The sequence below is a fragment of the Gordonia polyisoprenivorans genome (genome assembly GCF_017654315.1).
In the GTDB taxonomy this organism is placed as follows: Bacteria; Actinomycetota; Actinomycetes; order Mycobacteriales; family Mycobacteriaceae; genus Gordonia; species Gordonia polyisoprenivorans_A.
Genome location: NZ_CP072203.1, coordinates 2294045 through 2306606, shown reverse-complemented (window position 1 = coordinate 2306606; position 12562 = coordinate 2294045). Strand labels below are relative to the sequence as shown.

Annotated in this window: 12 protein-coding genes; 3 read left to right on the top strand and 9 right to left on the bottom strand. The window is 63.9% G+C overall.

The window, feature by feature from the left end:
• Positions 1-81: 81 nt before the first annotated feature.
• The 3 genes from J6U32_RS10285 to J6U32_RS10275 all read left to right on the top strand — a co-directional run bounded on the left by J6U32_RS10285 (position 82) and on the right by J6U32_RS10275 (position 3448).
• Positions 82-906, top strand: coding sequence for a mycofactocin-coupled SDR family oxidoreductase (locus J6U32_RS10285; RefSeq protein ID WP_208795247.1), 825 nt, complete (start codon positions 82-84; stop codon positions 904-906).
• Between the two features lie 207 nt (positions 907-1113).
• Positions 1114-1863 (top strand): esterase/lipase family protein, encoded by a 750-nt coding sequence (locus J6U32_RS10280; protein ID WP_244332776.1) that lies wholly within the window; start codon positions 1114-1116, stop codon positions 1861-1863.
• 274 nt (positions 1864-2137) lie between these two features.
• Positions 2138-3448, top strand: coding sequence for an ISL3 family transposase (locus J6U32_RS10275; RefSeq protein ID WP_208791341.1), 1311 nt, complete (start codon positions 2138-2140; stop codon positions 3446-3448).
• A 119-nt stretch (positions 3449-3567) separates the two neighbouring features.
• Here the strand turns inward: J6U32_RS10275 and J6U32_RS10270 are convergent, their stop codons facing one another.
• The 9 genes from J6U32_RS10270 to J6U32_RS10230 form a co-directional block, all read right to left on the bottom strand.
• A complete protein-coding gene (locus tag J6U32_RS10270) occupies positions 3568-4626 on the bottom strand; it encodes an ABC transporter ATP-binding protein (RefSeq protein WP_208795245.1) in 1059 nt (352 codons plus the stop codon).
• 22 nt (positions 4627-4648) lie between these two features.
• On the bottom strand, positions 4649-5488 hold the full coding sequence (locus J6U32_RS10265; protein ID WP_208795243.1) for a hypothetical protein: 840 nt from the start codon (positions 5486-5488) through the stop codon (positions 4649-4651).
• A 66-nt stretch (positions 5489-5554) separates the two neighbouring features.
• Positions 5555-6517, bottom strand: a complete 963-nt coding sequence (locus J6U32_RS10260; RefSeq protein ID WP_020171837.1) for an MlaD family protein — start codon at positions 6515-6517, stop codon at positions 5555-5557.
• On the bottom strand, positions 6514-7524 hold the full coding sequence (locus J6U32_RS10255) for an MlaD family protein (protein WP_208795241.1): 1011 nt from the start codon (positions 7522-7524) through the stop codon (positions 6514-6516). Before J6U32_RS10255 ends, J6U32_RS10260 begins: the two co-directional genes overlap by 4 nt.
• Positions 7524-8597, bottom strand: a complete 1074-nt coding sequence (locus J6U32_RS10250) for an MlaD family protein (RefSeq protein WP_208795239.1) — start codon at positions 8595-8597, stop codon at positions 7524-7526. The genes J6U32_RS10255 and J6U32_RS10250 overlap by 1 nt, the downstream gene beginning before the upstream one ends.
• Entirely contained in the window at positions 8597-9610 is a 1014-nt protein-coding gene (locus J6U32_RS10245; protein ID WP_208795237.1) for an MlaD family protein, read from the bottom strand. The genes J6U32_RS10250 and J6U32_RS10245 overlap by 1 nt, the downstream gene beginning before the upstream one ends.
• On the bottom strand, positions 9598-10614 hold the full coding sequence (locus tag J6U32_RS10240; RefSeq protein WP_208795235.1) for an MlaD family protein: 1017 nt from the start codon (positions 10612-10614) through the stop codon (positions 9598-9600). The genes J6U32_RS10245 and J6U32_RS10240 overlap by 13 nt, the downstream gene beginning before the upstream one ends.
• Positions 10614-11693: an MlaD family protein gene (locus J6U32_RS10235; protein WP_208795233.1), complete on the bottom strand. Its 1080-nt coding sequence runs from the start codon at positions 11691-11693 to the stop codon at positions 10614-10616. The genes J6U32_RS10240 and J6U32_RS10235 overlap by 1 nt, the downstream gene beginning before the upstream one ends.
• 1 nt (position 11694) lies before the next feature.
• Entirely contained in the window at positions 11695-12561 is an 867-nt protein-coding gene (locus tag J6U32_RS10230; RefSeq protein ID WP_208795232.1) for an MlaE family ABC transporter permease, read from the bottom strand.
• Between the last annotated feature and the right edge of the window lies 1 nt (position 12562).

Sequence of the window (12562 nt, the reverse complement as noted above, 5' to 3'; positions counted from 1 at the left end):
CCGACAAACCCCCGACACCCGAAACCAGGGTGCCGCCCCGCACACCGATCCGAACGACGTTCGGGGAAGAGAGGAAAGATCATGACACGACTCGAGGGCAAGGTTGTCTTCATCACCGGAATCGCTCGCGGCCAAGGGCGTTCCCATGCCGTCCGGATGGCACAGGAGGGTGCTCGAATCATCGGTATGGACATCTGTGACCAGATCCCCACCGTGTTCTATCCGATGGCGACCCGCGAGGATCTCGCCGAGACCGAGCGGCTGGTGAAGGAGGCGGGCGCGGAGATCGTCACGACCGTCGGCGACGTGCGCAAGCGCGAAGACATCGAGCGCGCACTCGATCTCGGTATCGAACAGTTCGGCCGGCTCGACACGGTGATCGCCAACGCGGGCATCATGCCCGTCATCGGCCCCGGCGACCAGCCGCAGGCCTGGCATGACGCCGTCGATGTCATGCTGACCGGCGTGTGGCAGGTCCTCGACGAGACCGTGCCCCGGCTGGTGCAGCAGGGCACGGGCGGGTCGATCATCATCACCAGCTCCGCGGCCGGGCTGACCAGCATGGGCCTCAACACCTTTGCCGGACAGGCCGGGTACACGGCGTCCAAGCACGGCGTCGTCGGATTGATGCGCCTGTACTCCAAGCAGCTGGCCAAGGACTCGATTCGGGTGAACACCGTGCACCCGACCGGCGTCAACACCCCGATGGTCGCCAACGCCGAGTACGGCGAGTTCGTCAACACCCACCCCGAGGTGGCGAATGACGAGGCCTACAAGAATCCGATGCCGGTCGAACTCATCGAGGCGGTCGACGTGAGCAATGCGATGGTCTTCCTCGCCTCCGACGAGGCGCGCTACATCACCGGGATCACGCTTCCCGTCGACGCGGGATACAACAACCGCTGAGCATCAGCTTCTCCTCCTGATTATTCGACAATGCTCTGCTACCTAATGGACATAGGTTGACTGCGCACGAACGTCCACCCTCCCCATCCGAAGAGAACCGAATCATGGCGACCTCAACCCGATCCCCCGATCCCGCGTCGCCAGACGCCCCTCATGAATGCCAGTCGGAGACGCCCGCTCGTGGCCGCCGGTCGTAGACGCGCGGCCATGGTCGGCGCCGGGGCACTGGCCGCACTGGCTTTGGTCGGTGCAGCCAGTGCGACCGCCGCCGATCCGCTTGCCACCACCGGACCCGCACAAACAGACTGGACCACCGCACTGCGGCTGTCGATTGCGCAGGCCAACCTGGTGCCGCCCGGTATGAACGATCCGAACTGTCGGCCGTCGGCGGCACATCCGCGGCCGGTGGTTCTGCTCAACGGCGCGATCGTCAACAAGTACGGCATCTGGGCGAGGTTGTCGCCCATGCTGGCCGCGGCTGGTTACTGCGTCTATGGGCTCGACTACGGCACCACGATCCCGGGGCCCTTCCATCAGATGGACGATGCCCGCTCGTCCGCCCGCGAGATCGGGGACTTCATCGATGGCGTGCGCCGTCACACCGGTGCCGATCAGGTCGATCTCGTCGGCTATTCCGAGGGCGGATTCGTGCCGTTCTACTACCTCAACGAGCTCGGCGGTGCATCCCGGGTACACACCTTCGTGGCGGTGGCGTCACCGATGCGTGGGATGAGTTTTCATGGGGCACTGGAACTTCTGTCGCGGACGCCTGCGACGCGCCAGCTGCTGCAAGCTGCTCTCCCCGCCGCCATCGACGGCACCAAGGGCTCTGCATACATGCAGGAGATCAGCTGCCACGGGCTGACCCGACCGAACGTCACCTACGTCACCATCAGCTCGCGCGACGACAGTGTCGTGGCGCTGAACGAAACCCAGTTGCCGCCGGGGCCAACGTGACGAACATCGTGATCCAGGATCTCGACCCTCGGACCTCGGCGTTCCACGGCGCCATCACCTACAACTCCGTGGCGCTGAACTCCGTGTTGCACGCCTTGTAGGCGGTGGAGACACGGCGGGTTACACGGCTCTTCAGGATTGACGGTGCGTGAAACAGGTTCTATCGACCACAAGATGTAGGTCGGATTTGCGGGTGTGAGCCGCGTGATGTGGGCGGGTCCTGTGGTGTGAAGATGAAAGCTCCTACACACTCATCCGAACACTCACAGGACCCATGACGCAGCGTAGCGCTATTGCCGACACGATTTGCCGCACCATCGAGTTGGGGGTGACGATCACCGATGCCGCCGTCGACGGCCAGGACCGTACCCACCTGTTCTGCCAGCTCCTGGACCCGAAGAACATGTGCCCGTCCTGCGGGCAGGCCGGGCAGTTGCGTGATCATGTCGACCGTGAGGTCGCCGATCTGCCGATCGTCGGGCATCCGACCCGGCTGCACCTGACGGTGCCCCGCTACACGTGCGGCAACGACGCCTGCGCGACGTCGGTGTTCCGGGCCGACCTGGGCGCGATCGTGGCCCCGCGTGCGCAGGTCACCCGCCGTACCACCACCTGGATCATGCGGTCGATGATCTGCGACAAGATGTCGGTCACCGCGGCGGCGGCCGCGGTGGGGTTGAGCTGGAACACCGTCAACACCCTGGCGTGTGAGGCGGCGAAGACGCTGGCCGCCGCACCCGCACGCCTGGCCGGCGTCCGCGTATTAGGCGTGGATGAACACAAGTGGAAACATGTTCGCGGCCAGGGTGATCCGAGTTTCGTGACGGTACTGGTCGACCTGACCCCAATCGTGGACGGTACCGGTCCGGCCCGGTTGTTGGATATGGTCGCCGGGCGCTCCAAAGCCGCGTTGAAGGACTGGCTCGACGCGCGTGATCCGGCGTTCCGCGACCGTATCCGGGTGGTCACGATGGACGGGTTCACCGGCTACCGCACCGCCACCGCCGAATCCCTCGACAAGGCACGGGCAGTGATGGACCCCTTCCACGTCGTACACCTCGCCGCAGAGAAACTCACCCTGTGTCGTCAACGCGTGCAACAGGATACGTGCGGACATCGAGGCCGCAGCGGGGATCCGCTCTACGGCATCCGCCGCACCCTGCTGACCCGGATCGGGCTGCTCACCGATAACCAGAAAACCCGCCTACGCACGGGCCTGGACGCCCGGGAGGAGCACGTGGCGGTGGCCATCACCTACGCGATCTATCAGGATCTGATCGACGCTTACGACCAGTCCAACAAGCGGGACGGGAAGATCGCGATGTACAAGCTGCTCAAACGTATCCATACCGGCCTACCCGCCGGCCTCGCCGAGGTAGCGCAACTCGGACGGTCGTTGTGGGCCCGACGTGCCGAGATCCTCGCCTACTTCGACACCGGCGCCTCCAACGGCCCCGTCGAAGCCATCAACGGGCGCCTCGAGCACCTCCGGGGTATCGCACTCGGGTTCCGCAACCTCAAGCACTACATCTTGCGGTCACTCATCCACTCCGGCCAACTCGCAGAAAGCCTGAATGCACTCTGAATTAGGAAGAGCCGGTTACACGACGACCGGGGTCACGACACGACGGGTTACAGACGGCGGGGTACGACTGACGGGGTACAACACCCCTCGTGCCGTGCCCCGTCGTGTCGTCACCCCGACTATCGGCCGCCGATGGGGATCGGCGCCGTGTCCGCGACATCGGCGCCGTGGGCCTGCGCCTGAGCGCGGATCTCGTCCTCCTGCGCCATCGATTCACGGATCGCGCGCTGGGCGTTCTCCGGCAGCGAGGGCAGCAGTTCGAGGACGCGTTCGCGGTGACGGGCAACCGCCTTGCGTTCGGGCATACCCGGATTGGGCTGCACCTGCGGAATGATCTCGGAGAAGTCGTCCTTGGTACCACCACCACCGATACCCGCGGCCTGCATCGCCTCTTCCTGCTTCTGGACCGCCTCGTCCTTCTCCTCCGACATACCGATCGGACCGAACCGATCACCGGACAGGAACTGCTTGACCACCGGCTGCTCCGAAGTCAGCAACTGTTCCCGCGGACCGAACATCACCAACTCTTTGCGGAACAACATCCCGATATTGTCCGGAATCGTCCGAGCGATGTTGATGTTGTGCGTCACGATCAGAATCGTCGCATCGATCTGCGCATTGATATCGATCAACAACTGCGAAATATAGGCGGTACGCACCGGATCCAAACCCGAGTCCGGCTCATCACACAAGATGATCTGCGGATCCAACACCAACGCCCGCGCCAACCCGGCACGCTTACGCATACCACCAGAGATCTCACCCGGCAGCTTGTCCTCCGCACCGGCCAGACCGACCAGGTCGATCTTCTCCATCACGATGTCGCGGACCTCGTTCTCCTTCTTCTTCGTGTGCTCACGAAGCGGGAACGCGATGTTGTCATACAAACTCATCGACCCGAACAACGCACCGTCCTGAAACAACACACCGAACAACTTGCGGATCTCATAGAGTTCCTTCGCCGAACACTGGGTGATATCGGTGCCATCGATGATCACCGACCCCTGCTCCGGATGCAACAACCCGATCAACGTCTTCAAGAACACCGACTTACCGGTACCCGACGGACCCAACAACGCCGACACCTCACCCTCCGGCAAGGTCAGGGTCACATCACGCCAAATATTCTGCGAACCAAACGACTTGGTGAGGTTGGCGACGCTCACTTCGACACCCATGATGGATTTCCGTCCCGTCGTCTCAGTTGCCGGGCGCCGGAGCCGAGCCGGCAGGCGCGGGGGCAGCGGGGGCCGGGGATGCGGGAGCCGACGTCGCTGCGCCACCCGGGGCGGTGCCACCCGAAGCATTGCCATCGTCACCGGTCCCCAGATTGGTTCCGATGCCGCTGATCTCGCTGATCTGCCAGTTCTGATTCGGGTCGATGGTCACCTTGTAGGTGGCCGTCGATTCGATGCCGTCGGGAGCCTGGGCGTTCTTGGTCGTCACGTTGACGAACGCCACCACCTGGTAGGTGCCATTGTCCTGCGAGACGACCTTGGCGGCGATCGGCTCGGCGGTCGAGGACCACTGCAGCGGCACGATGAGCTGCTCCATGGACTGCGAGGCCTTGCGGAGACGGTCGGCGAGTTCCGGAGTGGTGTTCTGGGTCAGTCGCGTACGCCAGTCGTCGGGGTTCTGGTAGTTCATCTGGGCTGCGCCGGTGGCGTAGTCGAGGGCGACCTTCTCGGCCCGAGCGCTGTTCGCCGTGGCCGACTTCATGTCGTCGACCTGCCCGGAGACCGCGACCAGCCGCCAGCTCAGTACTGCGATGACGGCGACCACGACCACCGCCAGCACACCGAGCGCGAGGGTGCGCATCGATACCGATCGCGCAGCGAGACGACCGGTCTTCGACGGCTTCTCGTCCTTCTTCGACTCCTCGGTCTTCTCAGTGGTTTTCGCGTCGCTCGTCGTCCTGCCGGTGGAGTCGCTGTCGGTCGTGGCCGTGTCCGTCGTGGCCGTGCCGGTCGTCGCACTATCGATGGTGTCGGTGCTCTCGTCGGCGATGCCGTCCACGGAGTCCTTGGTTGCTGAGGTCATGGGTGGGTCTCCTTCGTCAGGTGTGTGATCGTGCGTGCGCCGCGGCGCCGGTGGGGTCATCGGGTGCTATCGCCCCCCACCGGCGGGGACGTGGATCGTCAGGGCACCGTTCGGCTGCGTCGAGGCGAGCATTTGGTCGAGGACGCGGCCGAGGTCGACCGTGCGCAACGAGGCCGCACCCGCTCGCGCCGCCGGGAGCAGGTTCACGCCGATCACATTGAGGTTGGCCGAATTCACGTCGAGGAACTTCTGGAGTTCGCCGAACAATGGACTGGCACCGTACTTGACACCGTCGTAGAGCGGTCCACCGAGGACCACGGCATCACGCACCGAGGCGAGCAGCCCCTCGAATCCCACGCCGAAGCCGTTCATCAGCGGTGTCGTCTGCCGCAGCAGATCGGGGATGGGTCCGGTCCGCATGATCAACGGCTGCAAGGTACTCAGCAGCGACACCATCGCATCGGACTGCTGGGTGAACTCGTCGGCGAACAATCGGCCGGCGCGGTTGAGACTGCCGATCACCTCCTGACCTTCGGGAAGTCCGGTGTTGAGTTCACCGAAAACACGTTGTACCTCTTGCGGATCGACCTGGTTGAGGATGTCGGTCAGCCGTTGCGAGAGTTCTTTGAAGGTGGTGGGCACGGTGACCTGCTGCGGATCGATCCGGGCGTTGTTCTGCAGGTACGGACCCGCCGCGCTGTTCGGGAGCACCGCCACATAGGCCTCGCCGAGTGCCGAGAGATTGTCCACCCGGAACGTGCTGTTGAGGGGTATGTGGTCGGAATCGGGGTAATCCCAGGTGATCACGGCACCCGACGTGGACTGACTGATGTCGGTGACGTGCCCGATCTCGATGCCCCGCAACAGTACTCGCGATCCCACCAGGAGACCGTTCGTGTCGGGCACGGTCATCGAGGCATGCCGGGCACCGGGCGAGGCGATGTGCAGACCCACGTTGAGGATGTAGGCGATCGACAATCCGGCCAGCACCAGCATGGCCAGGACCGACACACGTGTCTTGGTGATCATCGGATCGCTCCCAACATGCGCAGCAGATTCTCTGCGTCCCCGATGAGTTGGCCACCATTACCGCCGGACACCGACGTCACGTTTACCGACGGATTCTGGGCGAAGGGCAGCAGCGTGCTCTGCAGGAACTCGGTCAGTTCGGCGCCCGCATCGGGCGCCTCGTCCCACATACCGCGGCCGGCCATCGTGGTCGCGGCGACCGAACGCAGCATCGGGATCAGCCACACACCACCGATGAAGATCGAACCGACCGACGGCAGGAGCGTACTGATGTGTGCCACCACCGATGTCGCCACGCGATCCCAGTAGTGGGCGGCCTCCGGCCCGAACACCCCCGCGATCTGCGGTGCCACCCGCCCGAACATCAGCGACGTCTGGTTCATGCCGTCGATCAGGCGGTCGAGCTCATCGGTCTGACCGGCCAGGTTGTCGAGGTCCTTGGCCACCGTTGTCGACATGCGGCGCACATCGGGAATCGAGGGCATCGTCTTGTTCAACGTGGCCATCGTGTCCTGCGCCTTCTGGATACTGCCGCCGTTGACGAAGTAGGCCAACACGGCGATCGTGTCCTCCAGCGTGGGCGGGGAGGTCGTCCGGGCCAGCGGCACCACTCCCCCGTCCTGCAGGTAGCCGCTGCTGTCGGGACCGGCGGCCGGTGGCGTCAACGCCAGGTAGGTGTCACCGAGCAAGGTGTTCTGCCGGATGATCGCCGTGGTGTCGGCAGGTACCCGGGTGGAGTCGCTGAGGCCCACCTTAACGTCGACACCGTTGGCCGATTCCGACGTGCTCTCGACGGTGCCGATCCGAATGCCGTTCATCATGACGTCGGCGCCCGCCGGGAGGTTCAGGACACTCGCGAACTGCAGGGTGACGTGGTAATCGGTGCTGACTCCGGCCCGCACCGACGGTAATTTGTTGGGGCTCAGCGACGAACATCCTGTCGCCGCGGCCATGATCGTCACCGCCAGCACGAGGGCGAACACGGTGGTGAGGTGTCGTCTGGTCATCACTGGCCCGCCTTGTCGAGCAGAAGTGTGAAGAGGTTCATCGTGGTCGTCCGTCCCGCGTCGCAACTGACCCGCAGTGCCGAGCACTGTGCAGCCGAAAGTGCCACTCCCGGCGCACGATACGGAACCGACAGTCCACCTGCTGACTCCTGTTGATTCAATGCAGCGGAGATGGAGGGCACCATCGCATACAACTTCTGCAGATCCGGTGCGCGTGCTGCCGCCAGCGCGATGAGGTCCTTGACCGGTCCTTGGACGATCGGCCAGATGATGGAACCGTAGTTGCGCTGGATGTCGTAGACGGTGGCCACGGTCCACCCGACGCCCACGTCGAACTTGGAGACGTCACCGAACAGGGTTGTGCCCTTGGCCGCGACCGTCGGCATCTGGTTGAGGATCGACATGATGGACCCCCAGTCCTGCAGTGCATTCTGCGTCAGCGGAGCCATGTTGGCGATCGCCGAGCCGATGTTGGCGACGAAGTCGTCGGGGCTCTTCGCCGCGGCCGAAGCGTGTTCGAACATGCTGTTCGCGGTGTTGCCGGTACCGGCGAGCGCCTTGTCGATACCGTCGAGCGACCCTTGCAGGTCCGGGCTTCCGTTGTCCGACAACGACTTGAGAAAGTCCGACGCCGAGCCGGTGATCTCGGAGATGCTCTTGGGGGTGAAAGAGTTCTCCTTGGAGATGCAGTGCCCCGCCGTCAACACCGGGCCACCGCGGTAATTGCCGACCAGTTCCACGCTGCGATCGGCCAACAGTGACTTGGATCGCGTGACCGCCTGAACATCCGCCGGGTAGGAACGTCCGCCGTCGAGCGAGAACGTCACCCGGACATGGTCACCCTGCGCCTCGATCTTGGTGACCTTGCCGACCCGATATCCCATCTGGGTCACCGGGTTTCCGACGTAGAGGCCGATGGCATCGGGGAGATCGGCGCAGAAGCCGTCGCCACCTGCGGAACCGCCGGTGTCACCGGAGTTGGCCGACCCGACACCGACCGCGAGCACGGTGGCCGCGACCGCGATCACCGCGGCGATCGAGAGACCGACGAGCCCTCTTCGACGAGACATCATCAGCAGTCCTTTCCCGGTACCGGGATGCAGAGGTTGTTCAGATCGACCGTGCCGCCGCCGAGTTGACGCATCCCGTCGGGACCGATCCACTGCGCCAGCCGATCCCGCAGACTGAGCAGACCATCGATCGCCGGCCCCATCTGCTTCTGCCAGGCCAGGATCGCGTCGCGGATCGCATAGACGTTCTGTCGCACCAGATCCGAGTGCTCGAGATAGAACTTCTCGAAGGGCATCAGCCGCGACAGAATCGATCCGAGCAACTTGTAGGTGTAGTTGAAGCCCGCGGAGTTGTTGTTGTAGGTCGTCACCACGGTGTCGATCTTGTTGATCAGGTCGAACACGAACTCCCGATTGGCGTTGAAGGTCTGCAGATACTCCTGGGCCAGAGCGGCGATCTGATGGACCTGGGTGCGCTGCTGGTCGAAGACGGTGGTGATCGAGTTCATGCCGTCGACGATCGAGCGCAACGAGGTCGAATTGCCTTGCAGGGCTTGGGCAACCTGGGCCAGGTTGGCGTTCACGGTCGACGCTTTGACATCGTCGGTGACCTTGGGTGCCTGCTGCAGGACATCACCGATCGAGTAGGGAACCGAAACCCGGCTCGCCGGGATCGTCGCGGCGGTCTCGGAGCGGCCGAGGGGGATCAGCGTGACTGCGTAACCGCCGACCGGGGTCAGCATGCGGACCTCGATCCGCGACAGGTCGCCGACCCATGTGTTGTTGTCGATGCGCGCATCGACGGTGACCGCGTCCTGCCCGATGCTGATCGAGGACACCTTTCCGACGCTCACGCCGGCGACGCGGACGTCGGCACCGGTCTCGATCGCCGACGCGTCGGTGGTCTCGAACGAGATCGTCTTCTGGTCCGGTGGCCGGATGTAGATGATCCCGAATACCCCGAGGACCACGATGGCCAGGACCACCACGCCGATTCCGAGGAGTGCGTCGCTGGAGCTGAAGCGACTCAGCCACGAACCCCGACGTGCCGAACTCCGTTGTGTCACTTTGCGCACAGGACCACCTCGCTACCGCTGAGAAGCACTTGCACGTCGGAGGGCAGTTGTGCGCGCCCGTTGGTGCAGTGGGTGTTGACCGCGCCGCGTGTCTGGGTGGTCTTGAGTCCCGCCAGGGTGTTCGGCATGAGTGTGAACGAGTTCAGCGCGTCGGTCATCGTGCGGAAGACATGGGTGAGCAATACGTCGACGTCGAGGTCGGGGCTCACCCCGAGCGAGGCGAGGATCTGCTCGATCGGTTCGAGTAGCGCCGGACCGTAGGTCGCGGTCTTCGGAAACTCACCGAGCACCTTCATCGCATTGTCGATCGGCTTGTTCACCGCCTGCATGAACGCCAGCACGTACTGTGACCGTCCGCCCATCGAGTCGGAGATCCGACCCATGTTCTGGGCGAGGGTCGAGATGACGGCCTGCCGGTCCTTGGCGAAATCGGCCAGCTTCTGGGTGCTGTCGAGCATCGGTCCCAGTCCGGAGCCGTCACCCTGTAGCAGCGCAATCGCATTGGCGCTGAACGCGTTGATCTGATCGCTGTTCATGGTCGCCAGTACCGGTTGCAGGCCGTTGAACAGTTGGGTGATGTCGAACGACGGAGTCGTCTTGTTGGCGGCGAGATGCGTCACCGGCGTGCCCGGTGTGTCGCCGGCTTCGACATCGACGTACCGCACACCGGTGAGGTTCTGGTACTTGATCGCGAGCTTGCTGGTGTCGGTCAGCTTGTGCTGGTCGTCCATCGTGAAGGTCACGTGGACCGCCGGCGGGCCGTCGGCACTGCCCTGCTGTAGATCGACGCCGGTGACCTTGCCGATCCGCATCCCTCGCGTGCGGACGTCTCCGTTGACATGCAATCCCGATGCGTCGGTGAAATCGGCTGTGTAGGTGTCGGTTCGGATGTTGTCGACCGGGTTGCGCATCGCGTTTACGACCAGGATGAACAGGAGCACGGTGATCACCGCGACGGCGGCCACCTTGGCCCCGGTGATGAGCATCCGCGTATTCGGTGACATTATCGGGTCCCTCCCTGTGTCGCGGCGGTCATTCGGGCGAGCGGACCCGCCATTGCCGGCATACTGTCCAGGACGATGCGCAACTGCAGCGTCTTCTGCCGGTCGGTGCCGGTGAACGACGATTCCAGGCCCGCCAGCGCTGCTCGTGCCTTGGCCACCGTGGCACCGCCGCCGATTGCCGCGGGCAGCGGATCGGTGAGGTATTTGATGATGGTCACCAGCGGGGTCAGTTCGGTGCCGTGCGAGGCCAACAGCGCGCCCGCCTTTCCGAACAGGTCATTGGCGGCGACGGTCAGCGAATCGTCGGTCAGGGTGTGGAAGCCCTCGTTGACCCCGCGAGAACCGTCGGGCAGCTTGTTGTACGGGCTTTCGGTGATCGCGTACAGCCCGATCATCGTCTGCTCGGTGAATCCCGGGAAGACGTCGAGAACATTGTTCACGCGATTGATCAGGGTCGCCGGCAACTGCTGTTGGGTGCGCGCCACGTTGTTGGCCACGATGACGCCCGTCTGGATCAGCGGTGCCAGTCCGTTGGCATAGCGCATCACCTTGTCGAGGCTGTCGATCATGTCACGGGTCAGTGAGCCGTCCACCACGATCGATCCCCGCTCGAGCATCGTCGACATCGTGAAATCCGGTGCGGTGGTGCGGTCGAGGGTCTCACCATCGGTGAGTGCCTTTCCGCCGCGTTGGGCGACCAGGTTGACCGCGGTGACCCCGAAGTAGTTCTCGGGACGGAAGTCGACACCGAGCGAATCGGTCAGGGTCTGTGCCGCCTCGTTGTCGAGCACCACCGCGAGGTCGACCGAATCGGCGCTGGGCGCCACGATGTCGGTGACCTCACCCACCTCGGCTCCGCGCAGCAGGACCTTGGAACCCGACTTGATGCCGGGGCCCAGGGCGGGCACGACGAAATGGATGGTGGTGCCGCTGGGCGCCTTGGCTTTCGGGTAGACGATGGCCACCGCCGCGATCAACACGATGACCACGGCAAGCGAGCTGAGCCCAGCGATCACGAGGGTACGCATCTGACCACGGGTGCCACCGCGCAGGAAGTCTTGACTGGTGAATCCGGCCACGTCAACCCCTAAAAGGCAATGCGGGGTTGAGTCCCCAGATCACCACTGTCATACAGAAGTTCAGGACAACGATCGCGACCAGGCTGGCGCGGATGGCCCGGCCGGAGGCCGCGCCCACGCCGGCCGGTCCACCGCTCGCGAAATAGCCGTAGTAGCAATGGATCAGCGTGACCACCGCGCAGAAGATGAGCGCTTTGGCGATGGATGCCAGGAGATCCGGCAACGTCACGAATTGCGCGAAGTAGTGGTCGTAGGTGCCCGACGGCTGACTGTGGAAGGTCTTGATGATGATGCCGCCGGTGATGAAACTGACCACCACTGCCATCAGGTAGCTCGGCAGGACGACGAGCATTCCGCCGATCAGACGGGTGCCCACCACGAACGGGATGGCCCGCAGCCCCATCACCTCGGTCGCGTCGATCTCCTCAGAGATCCGCATCGCGCCGATCTCGGCGGTCATCCGGCATCCGGCCTGGGCGGCGAAGCCGATTCCGGTGATGATCGGGGCCACCACGCGAATGTTGCCGAAGGAACCGATGATTCCGGTCAGCGCCCCGAAACCCAGGAGGTCGAACGCCATGAAGGCCTCGATCGCCACCACTGCGCCGACGGCGATTCCGAGGAAGAACATGAGGCTGACGACGCCACCGTCGACGATGATCGACCCACTGCCCCAGGCCATGTCGTTCATCGTCTTGAAGGTCTGCTTGCGGTAGTGGCGGATCGTGGTCGGTAGTAGCGCGAAGGTCTTTCCTACGAAGACCACGATCTGACCGAACTGGGCGATGGCTCCCAGGATCTTGTCGACACAGGCGCGGGATGCACGCACGGCGAAGTTGTCTCGCGTTGCGATTCTGTTGGCGGTCATC

Excerpts from the sequence above, each read along its gene's own strand:
- J6U32_RS10285 (WP_208795247.1), top strand. The coding sequence starts at position 82 with ATGACACGACTCGAGGGCAAGGTTGTCTTCATCACCGGAATCGCTCGC.
- J6U32_RS10280 (WP_244332776.1), top strand. The coding sequence starts at position 1,114 with ATGGTCGGCGCCGGGGCACTGGCCGCACTGGCTTTGGTCGGTGCAGCC.
- J6U32_RS10275 (WP_208791341.1), top strand. The coding sequence starts at position 2,138 with ATGACGCAGCGTAGCGCTATTGCCGACACGATTTGCCGCACCATCGAG.
- J6U32_RS10270 (WP_208795245.1), bottom strand. The coding sequence starts at position 4,626 with ATGGGTGTCGAAGTGAGCGTCGCCAACCTCACCAAGTCGTTTGGTTCG.
- J6U32_RS10265 (WP_208795243.1), bottom strand. The coding sequence starts at position 5,488 with ATGACCTCAGCAACCAAGGACTCCGTGGACGGCATCGCCGACGAGAGC.
- J6U32_RS10260 (WP_020171837.1), bottom strand. The coding sequence starts at position 6,517 with ATGATCACCAAGACACGTGTGTCGGTCCTGGCCATGCTGGTGCTGGCC.
- J6U32_RS10255 (WP_208795241.1), bottom strand. The coding sequence starts at position 7,524 with ATGACCAGACGACACCTCACCACCGTGTTCGCCCTCGTGCTGGCGGTG.
- J6U32_RS10250 (WP_208795239.1), bottom strand. The coding sequence starts at position 8,597 with ATGATGTCTCGTCGAAGAGGGCTCGTCGGTCTCTCGATCGCCGCGGTG.
- J6U32_RS10240 (WP_208795235.1), bottom strand. The coding sequence starts at position 10,614 with ATGTCACCGAATACGCGGATGCTCATCACCGGGGCCAAGGTGGCCGCC.
- J6U32_RS10230 (WP_208795232.1), bottom strand. The coding sequence starts at position 12,561 with ATGACCGCCAACAGAATCGCAACGCGAGACAACTTCGCCGTGCGTGCA.